Below are 17,834 nucleotides of genomic sequence, written 5' to 3' on the forward strand. Positions count from 1 at the left end.
ATGCTTTTTACTGTCGGCTGCCGAACGGAGAGACGATGGACGTAGACACCAAAGCCGAGGAGCTCGCCTCCGCTCTCGGCATCGACAAACAGGAGGTCAAAGCGGATCTGGAATCGCTGTTGGAGTTCGACGTGCCACTGGAGGAGGCCGCCCAGAGCGTTCGCCGAAAACACGGCGGGGGCGGCGGCTCGTCGACGCCGGAGACGCTGGACCTCGATTCGATCACGACCACACAGGACTCGGTGAACGTCACCGTGCGAGTGCTCACGCAGGGTACCCGCACGATCCGGTATCAGGGCGAAGACGTGACGATCCGGGAGGGAGAGCTCGCCGACGGGTCGGGGACGATTTCCTACACCGCGTGGCAGGATTTCGGCTTCGAGCCAGGCGATTCGATCGTCGTCGGCAACGCCGGGGTCCGGGAGTGGGACGGCCGCCCCGAACTCAACCTCGGCCAGTCGACGACCGTCTCGATGGCCGACGACACGGTCACGGTCGACCACCCTATCGGCGGCGACAGCGACCTGATCGATCTCGAACCCGGCGACCGCGGCCGCAACGTCGAGGTCCGTGTGCAGGAGGTCGAGTCCCGGACGATCGACGGCCGGGACGGCGAGACGACGATCCTCTCGGGCGTGCTGGCCGACGAGACCGCCCGGCTGCCGTTTACCGACTGGGACCCTCATCCCGACATCGAAGTCGGCGCGGATCTGCGGATCGAGGACGTGTACATCCGGGAGTTCCGTGGTTCGCCGTCGGTCAACCTCTCGGAGTTCTCGGCGGTCGAGCCGCTTTCGGATCCGGTCGCAATCACCGATTCGGCCCCGCAGCTTTCGATCGCGGAGGCGGTCGACAACGGCGGGCTGTTCGATGTCGAGGTCGTCGGCAACGTACTGGAAGTCCGTGACGGCTCGGGGCTCATCGAGCGCTGTCCCGACTGTGGTCGTGTGATCCAGAACGGCCAGTGTCGGACCCACGGCGCAGTCGAGGGCGAAGACGACCTCCGGATCAAGGCCATCGTCGACGACGGCACCGACACCGTCACGGCGATCATCGGCTCGGAGCTGACTGCCGAGATCTACGGCGGCGACGTGAGCGACGCCAAAGACGCGGCCCGCGATGCGATGGACAAAGAGGTCGTCGCCGACGCGATTCGAGACAACTTAGTAGGCGGTGCCTACCGAGTTCGTGGGACGCTGTCGGTCGACGAGTACGGCGCGAACCTCACCGTCGAGGAGTTCGCTGAAGCCGACGAGGATCCGGCGGCGCTTGCGACGGCCGCGCTGGCGGAGGTGCGGCAATGAGCGCCGACGGTGACTCGGGTCCGGGCCGCCGGGAGGTCGCCTACCGCCCCTTTGCGGCGGAGTTCGACGACGCGTCGCTGTCCTACTCCGAGAGCGACGAGGAGCGCGCGCCGAACTACGTGGTGACGCCGACGGGGCTCCGAGTCAACCGGCTGTTCGCGGTCGGGGTGTTGACCGAATCCGAGTCGATCAACGACGAGACCCTTCGGGGCCGGATCGTCGACCCGACCGGCGCGTTCGTCACCTACGCCGGCCAGTACCAGCCGCCGGCACAGGCGTTCCTCGATCGGACGACGCCGCCGGCGTTCGTGGCGATCACCGGGAAGGCCCGGACCTTCGAGCCCGAGGACTCCGATCGCGTGTTCACCTCGGTGCGGCCGGAGAGTCTCAGCGAGGTCGACGCCGACACCCGCGACCGGTGGGCGGTCTCCGCCGCGGAGTCGACCCTCGAGCGGATCGCCGTCTGTGCGGCGGCCATCGACTCGCCGCTCCGTGGCGACGAACTCCGGACGGCCCTCTCGGAAGCCGGGGTCGACGACTCGCTGGCGGCGGGCATCCCCCGCGCGCTCGACCATTACGGAACGACGACGGCGTATCTGGAGGGGCTTCGCCGACTCGCGGTCGACACCCTCGAACTCGTCGCCGACGAGCGCGAGGAGGTCCGCCCGCTCGACCTCGCGCCCGACGAGGGCGGCGATGCCACCCTCGGCCCGCTTCCGGAAGTCGATATCGACCTCGGCGGCGCGGCCGACGTAGCGACGACTGCTGACTCGCCGGCCGAACCGACGGCAGACCCCGAAGTCGAGTCGACGCCCGCGACCGAGTCGACCGATGAGATGGAGGCGACTGACGAAGCAGAGTCGATGGACGAAGCAGATTCGACGGGCGAGGCAGAGCCAATGGGCGAAGCAGAGCCGACAGACGAAGCAGAACCGACGGGCGAAGCGGAGTCGACGAGCGAGCGAGAACCGGCAGATGGCGCGACGCCAACGGTCGACGGTACCGAAACGGTCGACGAAACGACCGAGACAGCGACCGGCGCACCCGACGAGGAGACCGTCGATGCGACGACCGACGGGACACCGGAGGCGAGCGATCCGTCATCCGTCGGGTCGACCGACACGGAATCCGAACCGACGGCCGCGGCGGAGCCGACAGAGCCGACCGACGCGCCGGTCGACGAGTCGGTAGACACGGCGCCCGAATCGGCGGAATCACCATCGTCATCCGAAGCTACGGCTGGCGCTGACGAGGCTGCGACGGCCGACGCGGAGGAACCGTCGTCGACCGACGAGACGGGAATGTACCAGCTCGACGAGGAGGAACGCGAGGAACTCGAATCCGAGTTCGATACCGGCTTTTCGAGCGGCAACGAGGTCGACCCCGCCGGCGAGGCCGACATCGACGTGCCCGACGCCGACGAACTCGCCGAGCGGGCCGAAGCCGAGGCCGACCCCGCATCGAGTGATGCGGGCGGACTCGGTGATTTCGACGACGGCGTGGGTGATTTCGACGACGGCGTGGGTGATTTCGAGGACGACGCCGGGGCCACCGACGAGTCGGCCAGCGAGCCGGCCGACGAGACCGACGCTGCCGATGCGGTGTCCGAGACCGACGAACAGCCGGTCGACGAGCAGCCGACGGACCAGCCAGCCGATGATGTCGACCTCGAAGACGCGGTCATCGAGACGATGGCTCAGTTGGACGACGGCGACGGCGTCGATCGCGGGCTGCTCGTCGGTGAGGTAGTCGATGCCTACGGGGTCGGCGAGGCGGCCGTCGAGGAGGCTATCGCCGACGCGCTGATGGGCGGTCGATGCTACGAACCGGCCGACGACACGCTCAAAGCGATCTGATGGACCGCGGCTCCCGCCCCCGAGTCGAGCCGGTTCCCGACGCCCCGGCGGCGACGGTCGACCTCGGTGAACAACGGGGGCTGGTAGTCGGTGACTACCACGCCGGCATCGAGGCCGGACTCCGCTACGAACGCGGCGTCGAACTGCCGAGCGACGCCTCGGCGCGCCGCCAGCGACTGTTGGACCTGCTGGAAACGGAGCGCGCGGATCGGTTGATCGTACTCGGTGATCTCGGCCACCGGATCGGCTCGGTCGAGGGGGCCGAACGCGAGGAACTCGACGCCCTGTATTCGGCGGTCGTCGAGGATTTCGGTATCGGGATCACGGTCGCCCTCGGCAACCACGACGGCGGTCTCGACGAACTGTGGGGCAACCGGGCGGGCGTCGACCTCTTGCCACAGTCGGGCGGCCTCTTGGGCGATGGCACAGTCGCCGTCTGTCACGGCCACACGTGGCCCGCGCCCGAACTCCTGTCGGCAGACGTGATCTGTATGGCCCACGAGCATCCGACCGTCAAACTACAGGACAGCGTCGGCGGCTACCGTACTGAAACGGCGTGGCTCCGTGGGCGACTCGATCCCGAGGTGCTGGCCGCAGGCGTCGACGCCGACCCCGATTCGCTGGCGTGGGGCGATCCCGAACTCGTCGTTGTCCCGGCGTTCAACCACCGCTCCGGTGGGACGTGGATCAACGTCGAGGGGGAGGGGTTTCTCTCGCCGTTTTTGCCTGAGGGATTGATCGACGCCGACTGCTATCTCCTCGACGGGACGCGGCTCGGCGCGTACGATTCGGTCTGAGCCACCGCGACGACGGTGTGCTTAATTCTCTCGCGCCATATAATAGGACAATGAGTTCTGCGGAGTCGGGTGTCGACGCCTTCTCCCATCTCGGCGAGACCGTCCGGGCGGCTCTCTCTGATCGCGGGTTTTCGACGCCGACCGAGCCACAGCGGCGAGCGATCCCGTCGCTCGCGTCGGGCCGCAACACGCTGGTCATCGCGCCCACCGGCACCGGTAAGACCGAGACGGCGATGTTGCCCGTCTTCGACGCGATCGTCCAACACCGCAAGCGCGAGGGGTCGACCGACGGCTTCTGTGCCCTCTATATCACTCCGCTGCGGGCGCTGAACCGTGATATGCGGGACCGACTCGACTGGTGGGGCGAGCGGCTCAATATCGAGATCGACGTACGACACGGCGATACGACCCAGTACCAGCGGGGGAAGCAGGCAAACGATCCGCCGGACGTGCTGGTGACGACCCCGGAGACGTTGCAGGCGATGCTCACGGGGTCGAAACTGCGGACCGCGCTGGCGGACGTGCGGCACGTGATCGTCGACGAGGTCCACGAACTCGCCGCCTCGAAACGCGGTGCCCAACTCACCGTCGGCCTCGAACGCCTGCGGCTGCTGTCGGGGTCGTTCCAGCGGATCGGTTTGTCTGCGACCGTTGGCGACCCAGAGGCGGTGGCGGCGTTTCTGACCGGCCACCGGCTCGACGCCCTGGCGTCGGAAACGGACAGCGACCGTGATTTCTCGATCGTCGAGGTCGACGTCGGCAGTCGTGTCGAATTCACCGTCACCCATCCCGAGATCACGGCCGAAGACGAACGACTCGCCGGGAAACTCGCAACCACCGAAGAGATCGCTAGCCACGTCCGGGCGATCCGTGATCTGGTTGCGGACAATGAGTCGACGCTGATCTTCGTCAACACCCGCCAGACGGCCGAAGCGCTCGGCTCCCGATTCAAGAAACTCGGCGCGGCGATCGAGGTCCACCACGGCTCGCTGTCCCGTGACGTTCGCGTGGACGTCGAGGACCGATTCAAGCAGGGTGAACTCGACGCGCTGGTCTGTACCTCCTCGATGGAACTCGGGATCGACGTAGGCCGGGTCGACCACGTCGTCCAGTACGGCAGTCCCCGCGAGGTCGCCCGACTGCTCCAGCGAGTCGGCCGGGCGGGCCACCGCCACGATCAGGTCTCTCGGGGGACGATCATTACGAGCCACCCCGACGACACGCTCGAATCGCTCGCCATCGCTCGCCGGGCGGGCGAGGGACTGGTCGAATCCGCCGGCATCCAGTACGGCAGTCTCGACGTCGTCGCCAATCAGGTCGTCGGGCTGGTGATGGATTTCGGCGAGGTGAGCGCCCGCCGGGCCTACGAAACCGTCACGCGGGCCCGCCCGTTCCACGATCTGAGCGAGGAAGCGTTCCGCGCTGTCGTTCGGGAACTCAACAGCAACCGGCTGCTGTGGCTCGACGAGGACGCCGACCAGCTCGAAAAGTCGGGCGGGACGTGGCAGTACTACTACGCCAACCTCTCGATGATCCCCGACGAGGAGAGCTACGAGGTCCACGATATGTCCTCCCGAACCCAAGTGGGAACCCTCGACGAGCGCTTTGTCGTCAACTTCGCCGCGCCGGGGGAGGTGTTCATCCAGCGCGGCGAGATGTGGCGGATCAACGATATCGACGAGGAGGACGCACGGGTGAACGTCGCGCCTATCGAGGACCCCGCCGGCGAGGTCCCCTCGTGGGTCGGCCAAGAGATCCCAGTTCCCGCCGCAGTTGCCGGGGAGGTTGGCGAACTCCGTGGGGTCGCTGGCTCGCAGTTCGAGTCGGGAGCCTCGCAGTCGGCGGTCGCTCGCGACCTCTGTGGTCGGTATCCGACCGACGAGTCGACCATCGAACCCGCTATCAGTCCCATCGACCGCCACGTCGAGGCGGGGTTCTCGCTGCCGACCGACCGGCGGATCTGTATCGAGTCCCGCGGTCGGACGGTGCGGGTCAACGCCGCCTTCGGCCACGAGATCAACGAGACGCTGGGGCGGCTGCTGTCGGCGCTGGTCGGCCAACGGACCGGCTCCTCGGTGGGGATGAGCGTCGACCCCTACCGGATCAGCTTCGAGGTGCCACAGGGCGTGGGGGCCGGCACGTTCCGCGAGGTCCTCCGGTCGACCGAGCCCGCCCACCTCGAATCCTATCTCGAACTCGCGTTGAAGAACTCCGAGACCCTGAAGTTCACGCTGGCGCAGGTGGCTGCCAAGTTCGGATCGCTCAAGCGGTATCAGGGTCGCGGCCGGTTCGGCGGCGATCGCCTGCTTGCGGCGCTGGAGGGAACGCCGGTGTACGACGAGGCGATGCGGGAGATTTTCCACCGCGATCTGGACGTCGACGGCACGGCCGACGTGCTCGAACGGATTCGGTCCGACGACCTCGAACTCGTGGTCATCGGCGACGAGACGCCGATCGGGACGACCGCCCGTCCCAGCGGGCAGGAGCTACTCGTCCCGGAGAAGGCCGACGCCAGCGTGATCGAATCCATCAAGAAGCGGATTCGGAACGACCGCGTTTTGCTGTGTTGTTGCCACTGCAAAGACTGGGACCACACGACCAAGGTCCGGCGCGTCCGCGAGCAACCCGAGTGTCCCGACTGTGGGTCGACGCGGGTCGCCGCGCTGAACCCGTGGGCCGACGAGGTGGTGTCGGCGGTCCGGACCGACGAGAAGGATGACGAAGCAGAAAAGATGACCCGGCGGGCCTACCGGGCCGCCAACCTCGTCCAGAGCCACGGCAAGCAGGCGGTGATCGCGCTGGCGGCCCGCGGCGTCGGCCCGCACAACGCCGCCCGAATCATCAGTCGGTTCCGCGAGGACGAGATGGAGTTCTACCGCGACCTGTTGAAACAGGAGCGGGAGTACGCCCGCACGCAGTCATTCTGGGACTGAAATACGTAGTGGCCGCATAACGAAGCCGAAATACGGGACCGCAAAGCCGACGAGATACCCCGCTAGATGCCCCCAGACGTTGGTCCCCGGCCGAACGAACAGCAGCGCCCCGGCGACGCCGAAGACGAACACCGTTGTGCCGATCAGGAACGCCAGCCGAACGTCGGGATCGAGCCGGCGGTTGTAGGAGGCGAGCCGCCGCGGTGGGTGGGCCTGCCAGAGGACGCCACCGATGGTCAGTCCACAGACGACGAGGCCGAAAGCGACCATCGGCTGGACCGGAAAGTACGAGACCGACGGGACCGCGAAGACGACCGCCAGCGAGAGCAGAAACGGGACTGCCGCCCACTCGGCGTCGACCTCGCCGTCGGTCACCTCGCTGGCCGCTGCCGCCAATACGACCGGGAGAAACCCGAGGAAGGCGGCGACGATTCCGGAAAAGCCGACCGACGGCTGATCGGTGATCGTCCCGAGCGTCTGCAGCGTTAGCCACGCAATAACGAAGGGGCCGATCAGCAGGTAGACGCCGGCCGAGAGCCGGAACTGACGGTGCCAGTCGGCGACCGCCACCAGCGGGTAGATCCCGAACAGCGTGATCCAGAAGTTGAGCAGGTTGTCGAACAGGTGGCGGCCGCTGGCGTGCATGTAGTTGGTCGTGAAGGCCGTCGACAGCGTCTGTGGGCTCTCGAACAGCGAGTCGACGGCGAGACTGAACCCCGGGCCGTCGACCGGCGGGACCACCCACAGCGAGACGAGCATTGCCGGCAGCCCGCCTAACACGAGCCACTGCTCGGCCGCCGTGGCGGCGGTCGTTCGTCGCCACCAGTCGACGACGGTCGAGGGCAGGGACCCGAGTTCGTGGAGCAGCCGGGATGACACGGTGGCTCGGCGTACGTGAGTCAGCGGGTTATCAGTACCGGGAGCCTACTCCCAGCTTTCGAGCAGCTCGGAGATCGTCGCGACCAGCGACTCGAAATCCTTCAGTTGCAGCCCGTCAGTGGTGACGAAGACGCCGCTGTCGCCGACGCCGACCCGGACGAGAAACCCGTTGTCGAACACGCGGATCGAGTAGCGGTAGGAGCCGAGTTCCGAGCCCGCGTAGGCGTCGGTCGTCGTCTTGTAGTCGTGCCACTCGTGGCCGATAAACGACATCAGGTCGGCGTCCTGTTCGAGGTCGCCGCGGAGGTACACCTGCATGTAGTTGGTCGCATCGAAGTAGGTAACCGACCGGCAGTTGTCGCCGACGGCGCTCCGGCAGGCGGCTGTGAGTTGTTCGGCTCGGGCATCCGTGAGCGGCTGCTCGGTCATCGGTTCTTCTTCACTCATAGTTCCGGCCTACGTCGTGTGGTGATTTGAATCCATGGGTCGGGATTCCCACACGATACCCGATCGGGTCGGGATCGATCCCGTCAGGGGGGCGTCGACGCCGCCGGGAGTCTGACCTCGATCGTCGTTCCCGTCTGTGATTTGGGCACCTCGATCTCCCCTTTGAGGTTCGTGATGATCCAGTAGGCGAGATACAGGCCGAGGCCTTGGCCGTGAACCAGCGGCTCTTCTTTCCCGTCGGCCAGCACCTGCCGTTCGTCCTCGGGCAGTCCGGGTCCCGAATCGGTGATCGTGATGACGACCTGTTGGTCGGTCGTCGTCACCGTCACAGAGACGGTCGGCTGTGGGCCGGCGTGTTCGGCGGCGTTTTCGAGCAGTTCCCACAGCGCCGTCTCGATCCGCGGCAGCGTCTCGGCGACCGCGGTCTCGGGGATCTCGGTCGACACCGATACCTCGGGGTAGCGCTCGGTCAGTTGGGCGACCGAATCGCCGATGATCGGCATCACGTCGACGGCCCGCAACTCCGGCGACAGTTCGCGGTTCGCCTCGATACGACGGGCGGATTCGGTGAGGTTCAACAGTCGGTCGCCCGCCTGGACGATCGCATCGGCGTTCGATTTGGCGTCCCCGTCGAGCGTCTCGGCCAACATCGCGGCCCGGCCGTTGATCACCGTCAGCTTGTTGCGAACGTTGTGTCGCAGCACGCGGTTCATCACGCTGATCAACCCCTCCCGCTGGCGTCGCTGGCTCGCGTCCCGGACCATTGCTTGCGCCCCGACGATATCGGCCGGCGTCCGCTCGGCCGGGTCGACACCCGGTTCGTATATCGGCACCGTCCGCACGTCGACGTGAACGGTACGGCCGCTCCGAGCCGTGATCGGGAGATCTCGTATCTGGAGTGATTCACCGTCGAAAACCTCTTGATGGTAGTCGTCGAGCTGTTCGATCCCCTGCTCGTCGGGGGCGAGCATCGAAACCGGCTCGCCGACGAGGTCGTCCGGCTCGTAGCCGAGGAACTCCTCGACCGAGGGGGAGACGAAGCTGAACCGCCCGGCCATATCGATCCGGATGATGAACGCGAAGCTCGCGGCGATGACGGCCCGATACAGCTCGTTGCGCTGGTCGAGTTCACGTTCCCGCTGGACCAGCCGGCGGCGCTGGCGTTCCCGATCGGTGACGTCGGCGAGCGCGATGACCGTGACCGTCGAGTCACCAAGCGTCATCGATCGCGGCGAGACCAGATAGTATTCCGACCCCTCGCCGGTGTCCCGTTCGACGACCGTCCCGTCACGCTCCTGTGCGGCTGCCACCGCCGGAAGCACGTCGGCCAGCGGTTCGCCGGTCGCGTCTTCGAGCGCCGGAAACGCCTCGACGGCCGCCGCCGACCGGTCCCGAATCCGACCGCCGTCGTCGACGATCACCGCCGCATCACCACTCAGTGCGGCCGTTCGAACCGCCAGAAACCGGTCGCCGAACAGATACAGCGCTCCAATCGCGAACGCTGCGACGCCGACCGGTGCATAGATGAGATTGAGGAGCCTCGGTGTCGAGATCGCGACGAGATCGAGCGTGACAGGCACCGCGAGCAGCCCGGTGAGCACACCGAGGGCCCCGGTATCGTACTCCGAGTCGACGTACAGTTCGAAGATCATGAACAGCCCGACGGCCGCGAGTACGTACGACAGGCCGGTCGAGGCCCAGTGTATCAACCCGTGGTCGATTGCCAGATACCGAAACGGCGTTGTCACCTCCGTGGTCGTGAAATACAGGCCGTGCAGCGGGTTCGTGAGTTTTAGCGTCACGACAGTCAGAAACACACCCGCGCCGAGCCGACGGAGTGTCGGGTTTCTATGCAGTCGTCGACCGGTGTAGGCCGACGCGAAGTAGAGCCACGCCCAGACGGTTGCGAACCCCGAGACCAGCCCGATGGTGTAGGTGGCCTCCCGAAACGGATCCGGGACGACGAAAAACCCCGTCTTGAGCACGGCCCAGAGACCGGTCGTCGCGAGCAGTCCGACCAGTCCTCGTCGCATTTCGACGTCGGTAAACGTTCGCGCACGTGGAATCGCGGCAAAACAGGCAATCCCACTGACGAAAAACAGACTCATATACGCCACGCCAGCAGGCGTCGTCCACGCTGCAGTCATTACCGTTTTCCTTTCGTATCGAAGCGTGATAAAAAGCCGGATCATCCCCGCCGATACCGCCGATTCCGCCGGAATTCACACGCAGGGCCGGTATGGAAACGGGGTCCTCAGCGACTGGCCGCGGTCGACGCGAGGGCCGTCTCGAAGTGCGCGTCGGTGATCTCCACCTCGTCGGCGTGTTTGTTGGCCGTCGGGCCCTCGTAGCGGTCGGCGACCGCCACGATCGCCTGCTGGGCGGCCTCCCGGCAGACTGAGGTCAGTTCCGCGCCCGAATACCCCTCGGTGGCGTCGGCGATCGCCTCGAGGTCGACGTCGTCGGCCAGCGGTTTGTCGCGGGTGTGGACGTCGAGAATTGCCCGCCGGGCCTCCCGGTCGGGTTCGGGAACCTCGATGTGGCGTTCGAGCCGTCCGGCCCGCAGCAGCGCGCCGTCGAGACTCTCCCGACGGTTCGTCGCCGCCAGCACCACCAGATTGGGGTTGTCGCTGAGGCGGTCGAGTTCGGTCAGCAGTTGGGAGACCACCCGGTCGCCGACGCCCGAATCGCCGCCGAACCCGTCTCGATCGCCGGCGATGGCGTCGATCTCGTCGAAGAAGACGATCGCCGGGGCGGCCTGCCGGGCGCGTTCGAACACCTCCCGGACGGCCTTTTCGGACTCGCCGACGTAGCGATCGAGCAGTTCGGGCCCCTGGACCTGAATGAAGTTGACCCCGCTTTCGCCCGCGATCGCCCGCGCGAGCAGCGTCTTGCCGGTGCCGGGCGGGCCGTAGAGCAGCACCCCGGCGGGCGGGGCGGTGTCGGCGGCATCGAACAGCGGGCCGTACTGGAGGGGCCACGTCACCGCCCGTTCGAGTTCGCCTTTCGCCGCTTCGAGGCCGCCGACGTCGTCGAAACCGGTCGTCGGGGTTTCGGCGACGTACTCCCGCATCGCACTGGGTTCGACCGCCGCCATCGCGTGTTCGAAATCCGCCCGCCCGACGGTGATCCCCCGCAGTCGACCACCCTCGGCCCGGACCCGCCGGAGGGCGGTCATCGCGGCCTCCTTGGCCAGCGATTCGAGATCCGCGCCGACGAAGCCGTGGGTCCGGGCCGCCAGCGTCTCGATGTCGACGTCGTCGGCCAGCGGCATCCGTCGGGTGTGGACGTCGAGGATCTCCCGGCGGCCGGCCTCGCCGGGGACGCCGATCTCGATTTCGCGGTCGAACCGGCCGCCGCGGCGGAGCGCGACGTCCAGGGAGTCGACGCGGTTGGTCGCCCCGATGACGATCACGTCGCCGCGGGCGTCGAGGCCGTCCATCAGACTCAGGAGTTGCCCGACCACCCGGCTTTCGACGTCGCCGCCGTCTTCGCGTTTCGGGGCGATCGAGTCGATCTCGTCGAAGAAGACGATCGCCGGGGCGTTGTCGCCGGCCTCCTCGAATACCTCCCGGAGCCGTTCTTCGGATTCGCCCTTGTACTTCGACATGATCTCCGGGCCGGAGACGGTGTAGAAACTGGCGTCGACCTCGTTGGCCACCGCTTTGGCGATCAGGGTCTTCCCCGTTCCAGGGGGACCATGGAGGAGCACGCCCTTCGGCGGGTCGATGCCGAGCCGGGTGAAGACGCCGGGCTCCGACAGCGGGAGCTCGATCAGCTCCCGGACGAGTTCGAGTTCGTCGTCGAGACCGCCGATATCCTCGTAGGTGACGCCGGTCGCCGGCCGGCTGCGCCCCTCGGTGTCGGCTCGGAGGTCGGTGGTGGGTGGGGGCGAGGCCCCGCCGGCAGTCGGCTCCGAGTCCGCGTCGGTCGGCTCGTCGACCGGTTCGGCCGGGATGACCATCAGTCGGGTCGAGTCGGTGACCCGGACGGTCCCTTCGGGGTCGGTGGTCTCGACGGTAAAGCGGCTGCCGGCGAGCCGCTCGATGCGGACGCCCTCGCCGGCCCGAATCGGCCGGTCACGGATGTCCCGCTCGACGGCGGTTTCGATCGTCTCGTGGGCGATGTCGGCGGCCGCGAGTTCTGCCGGGGCTCGCAGCCGTACCCGACGGGCTTCGGCGACCGGCTCCTTTTTCACCCGAACGGTCTCGCCGACTTTGACGCCCGCGTTGGTTCGGGTGTCGGCGTCGACCAGCACCGAGCCGGCGGCGGTCCCGTGGCCGCCGGGCCACACCTTGGCGACGGTCGCGGCCTCACCCTCGATGACGACCGTGTCACCGCTCAGCACGCCAAGTTCCCGCATGGCTCCGTCGGGGAGCCGGGCGATCCCCCGGCCGGCGTCCCGCTTTTCGGCGCTGCGAACGGTGAGTTCGACTCCCGCATCCTCGCTCATACCTCCCGTTGGAGCGCCGGTGGTTTATCACACACGCCGCTCAGCGGTGTTCGTCGAGGAGCGTCTCGGCGTGGGCCTTCGAGGTGGCCCGCTCCCAGCGCACCTTCACGGGGTCGCCGCCGTCGACGTCGGCCGGTTCGAACCCCGCCGGCGGGCCGTAGGCCAGCGCCTCCTTGCAGGCGTCCCGCAGCACGCCGATCCCGACCCCGAGGCTGGTGCCTTCGGCGTCGCCCAACTCGTAGAGCCCGTAGGCGTCGGGCGCGCGCCGAACCGTCGACCGATCCAACTCTCGCCACTGTTTTCGGAGGCTCATTTCCCGGCGGTTACGGCTCCGTCGATAAGTAGGCGGCGGCTACGTCACCGGTAGCAACTGGCTACTCGGGCGTCGACTCAGGCGTCGACGAACTCGTAGCTCTCCTCGCCCCAGTCGTCCTCGACGAAGACGAACACCCGGCCCCCCGCCGCCTCGGGGTCGGCCTCAACGGTCGTCCGGAGGCCGTCGGTCCGGGAGACGGTGACGCCGGGGAATACCTCCTCGCGGTCGCCCTCATCGAGGAGGATCCGGCCGACGCCGGTGTCTTCGAGGATCTCGTCGGCGGTTTTTAGGTCGTTGACGTACAGCAGGACGCCCTCGGTCTCGGTGGGATCGGTCACGAGCACGTGGGTCTCCTTGCCGGGGGCGGTCTGCAGCGAGCCGTCGACCGGTTGGGGGACGCCCCGGTAGATGGTGGTCCGACCGTCGGCGTAGGTGACGACGACGCCCTCCTCGCGGAGTTCGACGCCGAGGGTTCGCGGCGGCACGTCGTTGTGAACAGCCATAGACGGGCTACGGGCGAGAGCGGAAAAAAGCCGCCGTTGTGCGGTCATCCCGCTGAACGTTGGGTTTATCATGGATGAACGACCAATCGGAGTTATGCAACCAACACGCCGCCGATGTCTTGCGGTTGCCGGCGCGGGGCTCGGCGCTGGGGTTGCTGGCTGTCTCTCCTCGGGCTCGAACGTCACCTATCCGGAGGCCGACGACGCCCCCGACGAGTCGACCAACGAGTCGGCTGGCGACGACGGTGGCGACGAGGAGCCGGTCGACCCGATCAACAGTCGGCTCGCCGAGGAGACGGCTCCGATCTACGCGGAACTGCGGTGGTTCGAGACCGAGTACGACGACGCGATGCTGCGCTACAAGGGCCGGCTCCGGGAGGTCTACGAGGCGGTCAACTCGTTGCGTGCGACCCTCGAAGAAGACGGCCGGATTTCCGCTGGCCAGCTATCGGACGTCGAGGAGTTGGCCGACGAGGTCGCCGGCTCGGTCAACCGGATCCCCGAACCGCAGTTCACCAACCACATCGCGTTTCAGAAGGTCAACGACGAACGGTTTGAGAAGATACGGACGTTCCGACAGCGGGAGGACTGGGATCGGGTCGACGCCGAACTCCGGCGGCTCGGTCGGGTTTACGGCAACGCCTCGACCGACGCTCGGATCCGGGAGCGCTACTCGCCGAACCCGGTCGACAACCGGCTCTACGAGTGGCTCGCCCCCGGGGAGGGCCGGCGGCTCTTCGAGTTTCGACACGTCAGCGACGACCCGACGGACCACGAGGATCGGGGGCGACTTCCCGGCCACGGGCTGTATGTCGTCGACGATTCGCGCCGCGAAATCGAGGATCTCGACCGGCCGCTGGGGGGGCCACGCTGGGAGCTGTTCTCGGGGCTCGAAGGCGTCTTCGAGCCGTTTTCCGAGTCGGCCGGCCGACGCTACCGGCTGTTCGGCCGGCTCCACGACATCTCGGAGCTCGACGAGGAGGAGACGATCGACGACGACGCGTCGATCGACCCACAGGAGACCGACTCGGTGACGCTGTTCGCCCAGGAGTTCGCCGACACCGAGACGGCAGCGGCGGCCCACGACGCGGTGATGACCGACAAGGCGACCGAGGGCGAAGACCAGTGGGGCGACGAGACCTGGAAGCAGGTGTTGTACGATTACGACGGCGACCGCTACTACGCCCACTTCCTGCGGGCCGACGCGTTCCTGTTCGCGGTCAATCCTACCCAGACCGCCTGGGAGGAACGTGACGAGGACGAGGACGAGGACGAAGATGACAACGACGATGACGACAGCTGGACCGACCCAATCGACGGGACGTGGCTGAACCCTAATCCATGAAACGAATACTCCAAGCGATCGGTTTCACGACGGTGGTGTTTGCAGTCTTCGGTATCGCACTCGGACTTCTCGGCTACATCTCGGGTTCGTGGGCCCAGTCACAGCTGATCACCGACGCCGGCGGGGCCGCCGAGTTCGGCCCGGTCTTCGTCGCGGTCGCCTATCTCCAGACGGCCGTCGTCGTCTTCCTGTTGGGGCCGGTCGTTGCCGGTCTCGCGGCGAGCATCCTCGGCTCGTTGCTGTCGACGCCGAAGGCCGGCCTGCTGGCCGGCGGGACCGCGAGCCTCGTCGGCTTCTACGTGATGAGCGTCGTCGCGCTGGCGATCATCGTCTTTTCGAAGGGGCCCGACGCCCAGCAGGCGTTTTCGTTCACGCAGGCGCTCGGACCGATGCTGCTGGCCGGGATTCCCACCGCGATCATCGGCAGCCTCCTGTCGGCGCTGAGTGCAGCGGCCAACTGACCGACCCGAACCGTCACCTCTTTGATGGCGTCTCACGGCCTCTCCAGTATGAAGGGAGTCGCGTCGGCACCGGGTGCCGGCACCGTTCTCAACGCCCTCGCAACCCACCGCGGGTCGGCGTTCGCCATCGACGCCGACACCACCGCCACCGTCGACCTCGATCCCTCGACCGAGGGTGTCGACGGCGAGATCGCCGCCGCCCCCGACGGCGACACGCGACTGATCGAACGCTGTGTCGAACTGGTCGCCGACCGGTTCGGCGACGGCGAGGGCGGGACGGTCCGGACCGACAGCGAGGTGCCGATGGCCGCCGGGCTCAAGAGTTCCAGCGCCGCCGCCAACGCCACGATCCTCGCTGCGCTCGATGCACTCGGCGTCGACGTGGTCGACCCCACGGGTGCGGGCGAACTCGACGACGGAGAAACCGATCCGGCGGCCGGCGAGATCACCGCCGCCGACGCCTGCCGCATCGGCGTCGCGGCCGCCCGCGATGTCGGCGTCACGATCACCGGCGCGTTCGACGACGCCGCCGCCAGCATGCTCGGCGGCGTGGTCGTCACCGACAACGACACCGACGAACTGCTGGCCCGCGAGACCCGCCAGTGGGACGTGCTGGTGTGGACGCCGCCCGAACGGGCCTACAGCGCGGATGCGGATGTCGACCGCTGTGGCCACATCACCGAGATGGCCGATCTCGTCGAGGAGTTAGCTCTCGATGGCCGCTACGGAAAGGCGATGACCGTGAACGGACTCGCCTACTCGGCGGCGCTCGGCTTTTCGACCGAGCCAGCCGTCGAGGCTATGCCCCACGCCGAAGGCGTCTCGCTGTCGGGAACCGGCCCCAGTGTCGTCGCGGTCGGCGACAGCGAGGACCTAGCGGCAGTCCGCGAGCAGTGGGCCGCCCGCGATGGGAGCCTTCTTGAGACGACGACACGAACCGAGGGAGCACGAATCCAATGAGCACGAACACCGAAGAGAAGAGTCTGGACGAACTGCGCACCGAAATCGAAGACATCGACCGCGAACTGGTCGAACTGATCGCGCGCCGCACCTACGTCGCCGACTCCATCGCGGATGTCAAAGACGAACTCGACTTGCCGACGACCGACGAGAGCCAAGAGGACAAGGTCATGGAGCGGGCCGGGGAGAACGCCGACAAGTTCGACGTCGACTCGAATCTCGTCAAGGCCGTCTTCCGGCTGTTGATCGAGTTGAACAAGGTCGAACAGCGAGAGAGCCGCTAACCACCGTTAGTTCACGCTTTTCGAGAGTTCAGCTCCCGCTTTGAACTTCACCTCGTTCGACGCATCCCCGGCGTTCACCAGATGCAGCACGGGCGCGTCTAACGCGAGATGCGTGACGCGCGCCTCCTCATCCGTGCCCAGTTTCCGACCCGGCTTCTTCCGTTTGAAGCTGTCGTTGCCCTGCTTCCCACCCTCCGTGAGGACGCCCTTCTCCATCAACTCCCCCACCGTGCCGGCATCGAGCCGTGCCCCTCGGCGTGACCGTCCCGCAACGACTCTCCGACCACGCTCTGAATCCGCCCGCTCGATTGCGTCACCGAGCCCATCCCCGTCGGCATCCAGATCGCCGAGGTCGACACCGACGACCGGTGCAGCATCCACCATCGTCAACACCGTCACCGAGTCCTCGTACAACGCCGCATCGTCGATTACCCAGCCGCCTGCGTAGACGAGCTGTCCATCATGCTCTGCACGACCCACGTACAACAACGCCGGGAACGGGTGCGGGCAGTCCGGTGGCTGGACCATCACCTGCGTCAGGAGCGTCTCGACGATTTCCGGCGTCGCGTTTCCGCCCCCGCTCGACGCACTACTCCACGCTTGATAGATCGCTTCAGTCGACGATTCGAGTCCGTCCGACCCACCGTCGGCGTCGACCCGCACGGCTGTTGGGGCGCCGTCGGCTTCCGGCGGTGAATTGATCACGACGACAGTCCCGTCGTCCGCATGCATGACCTCAAGATTCCCGCCCGTCGACGTCGGCCCGGAAACCGCAGCCGCCAGATGCTCGGTCGTCCCACAGACCTCTCCCGGCCGAATTGTGTCGTCGGAATCGTCACAGTCCCCCGTTCCATCCGCCATCGACTTACTGCCCCACGAGTACACTCGCCCATCGCCGTCACCCCGACCAGCGATATAGTCGACGAGCCGCTGTGGCGTCACCGCCGCGTCGATACTCCCGTTCCCATCCGGCACCTCCGCATCGGGCAGACAGACGGTAAACCGCTCTGCCACGATCGCCTCGCCATCCAAATACGCGAGAATCCGCTCTAACTCCTCGTCGGTAACGGCACTGTTGGGCGACGCGATGCCGCTCCGATTGCTCCGCGTGTTGTTGTAGTTGGCCGCCACAACTGCGGACGATGTCACCCACCCTTCCAACTCGACCTCACCGGACACCCCTCTCGCCCCACCGGACACCGTCGGAGTCAGCCGACGAACGGTCGGCTCACCCGTCGACAGCTGCTCGCTGCGCTCCCCCGCGAACGCTGCTGCGGGTGACGAGCCGGTATTCGT

15 protein-coding genes are annotated in these 17,834 nt (G+C 67.0%); 8 read left to right on the plus strand and 7 right to left on the minus strand.

Features of this window, described 5'->3' with window-relative positions; all coding sequences use genetic code 11:
- The first annotated feature begins 35 nt into the window (after positions 1-35).
- From NKJ34_RS12450 to NKJ34_RS12465, 4 genes are read left to right on the plus strand one after another with little or no spacing between them, the layout of a single operon-like run.
- Positions 36-1,304: a Single-stranded DNA binding protein gene (locus tag NKJ34_RS12450; RefSeq protein ID WP_253738632.1), complete on the plus strand. Its 1,269-nt coding sequence runs from the start codon at positions 36-38 to the stop codon at positions 1,302-1,304.
- Positions 1,301-3,160, plus strand: coding sequence for a hypothetical protein (locus NKJ34_RS12455; RefSeq protein ID WP_253738633.1), 1,860 nt, complete (start codon positions 1,301-1,303; stop codon positions 3,158-3,160). Before NKJ34_RS12450 ends, NKJ34_RS12455 begins: the two co-directional genes overlap by 4 nt.
- The gene (locus NKJ34_RS12460; RefSeq protein ID WP_253738634.1) at positions 3,160-3,957 is read left to right on the plus strand and encodes a metallophosphoesterase; all 798 of its coding nucleotides are present in this window, start codon (positions 3,160-3,162) and stop codon (positions 3,955-3,957) included. Before NKJ34_RS12455 ends, NKJ34_RS12460 begins: the two co-directional genes overlap by 1 nt.
- A gap of 50 nt (positions 3,958-4,007) precedes the next feature.
- Complete coding sequence (locus NKJ34_RS12465; protein ID WP_253738635.1) at positions 4,008-6,890, plus strand: DEAD/DEAH box helicase; 2,883 nt, start codon at positions 4,008-4,010, stop codon at positions 6,888-6,890.
- On the opposite strand, the gene NKJ34_RS12470 is transcribed toward NKJ34_RS12465, so the two are convergent.
- The 6 genes from NKJ34_RS12470 to NKJ34_RS12495 all read right to left on the minus strand — a co-directional run bounded on the left by NKJ34_RS12470 (position 6,876) and on the right by NKJ34_RS12495 (position 13,488).
- A complete protein-coding gene (locus NKJ34_RS12470) occupies positions 6,876-7,769 on the minus strand; it encodes a hypothetical protein (RefSeq protein WP_253738636.1) in 894 nt (297 codons plus the stop codon). The two genes, NKJ34_RS12465 and NKJ34_RS12470, sit on opposite strands and share 15 nt — an antisense overlap.
- A 45-nt stretch (positions 7,770-7,814) precedes the next feature.
- Positions 7,815-8,216 (minus strand): DUF7522 family protein, encoded by a 402-nt coding sequence (locus tag NKJ34_RS12475; protein WP_425491824.1) that lies wholly within the window; start codon positions 8,214-8,216, stop codon positions 7,815-7,817.
- Between the two features lie 83 nt (positions 8,217-8,299).
- Positions 8,300-10,363 carry an ATP-binding protein gene (locus NKJ34_RS12480; protein WP_253738637.1) on the minus strand — a complete coding sequence of 688 codons (2,064 nt, stop codon included), beginning with the start codon at positions 10,361-10,363 and terminating at the stop codon, positions 8,300-8,302.
- A gap of 107 nt (positions 10,364-10,470) precedes the next feature.
- Positions 10,471-12,669 carry an AAA family ATPase gene (locus NKJ34_RS12485; RefSeq protein WP_253738638.1) on the minus strand — a complete coding sequence of 733 codons (2,199 nt, stop codon included), beginning with the start codon at positions 12,667-12,669 and terminating at the stop codon, positions 10,471-10,473.
- A 40-nt stretch (positions 12,670-12,709) separates the two neighbouring features.
- Positions 12,710-12,982: a DUF7508 domain-containing protein gene (locus NKJ34_RS12490; RefSeq protein WP_253738639.1), complete on the minus strand. Its 273-nt coding sequence runs from the start codon at positions 12,980-12,982 to the stop codon at positions 12,710-12,712.
- Between the two features lie 77 nt (positions 12,983-13,059).
- Positions 13,060-13,488 carry a DUF5796 family protein gene (locus NKJ34_RS12495; protein ID WP_253738640.1) on the minus strand — a complete coding sequence of 143 codons (429 nt, stop codon included), beginning with the start codon at positions 13,486-13,488 and terminating at the stop codon, positions 13,060-13,062.
- Positions 13,489-13,582: 94 nt separating this feature from the next.
- On the opposite strand from NKJ34_RS12495, the gene NKJ34_RS12500 reads away from it, so the two are divergent.
- The 4 genes from NKJ34_RS12500 to NKJ34_RS12515 are packed head-to-tail and all read left to right on the plus strand — an operon-like array spanning position 13,583 to position 16,538.
- Complete coding sequence (locus NKJ34_RS12500; RefSeq protein ID WP_253738641.1) at positions 13,583-14,833, plus strand: hypothetical protein; 1,251 nt, start codon at positions 13,583-13,585, stop codon at positions 14,831-14,833.
- Positions 14,830-15,294 (plus strand): hypothetical protein, encoded by a 465-nt coding sequence (locus NKJ34_RS12505; RefSeq protein WP_253738642.1) that lies wholly within the window; start codon positions 14,830-14,832, stop codon positions 15,292-15,294. Before NKJ34_RS12500 ends, NKJ34_RS12505 begins: the two co-directional genes overlap by 4 nt.
- Positions 15,295-15,342: 48 nt before the next feature.
- Positions 15,343-16,254, plus strand: a complete 912-nt coding sequence (locus tag NKJ34_RS12510; protein ID WP_253738643.1) for a shikimate kinase — start codon at positions 15,343-15,345, stop codon at positions 16,252-16,254.
- Entirely contained in the window at positions 16,251-16,538 is a 288-nt protein-coding gene (locus NKJ34_RS12515; protein WP_253738644.1) for a chorismate mutase, read from the plus strand. Before NKJ34_RS12510 ends, NKJ34_RS12515 begins: the two co-directional genes overlap by 4 nt.
- A 6-nt stretch (positions 16,539-16,544) precedes the next feature.
- Here NKJ34_RS12515 and NKJ34_RS12520 read toward each other — a convergent pair whose 3' ends face one another.
- On the minus strand, positions 16,545-17,687 hold the full coding sequence (locus NKJ34_RS12520; protein ID WP_253738645.1) for a hypothetical protein: 1,143 nt from the start codon (positions 17,685-17,687) through the stop codon (positions 16,545-16,547).
- Positions 17,688-17,834 lie beyond the last annotated feature (147 nt).

It is taken from the genome of Halohasta salina (genome assembly GCF_024178165.1).
GTDB lineage: Archaea > Halobacteriota > Halobacteria > Halobacteriales > Haloferacaceae > Halohasta > Halohasta salina.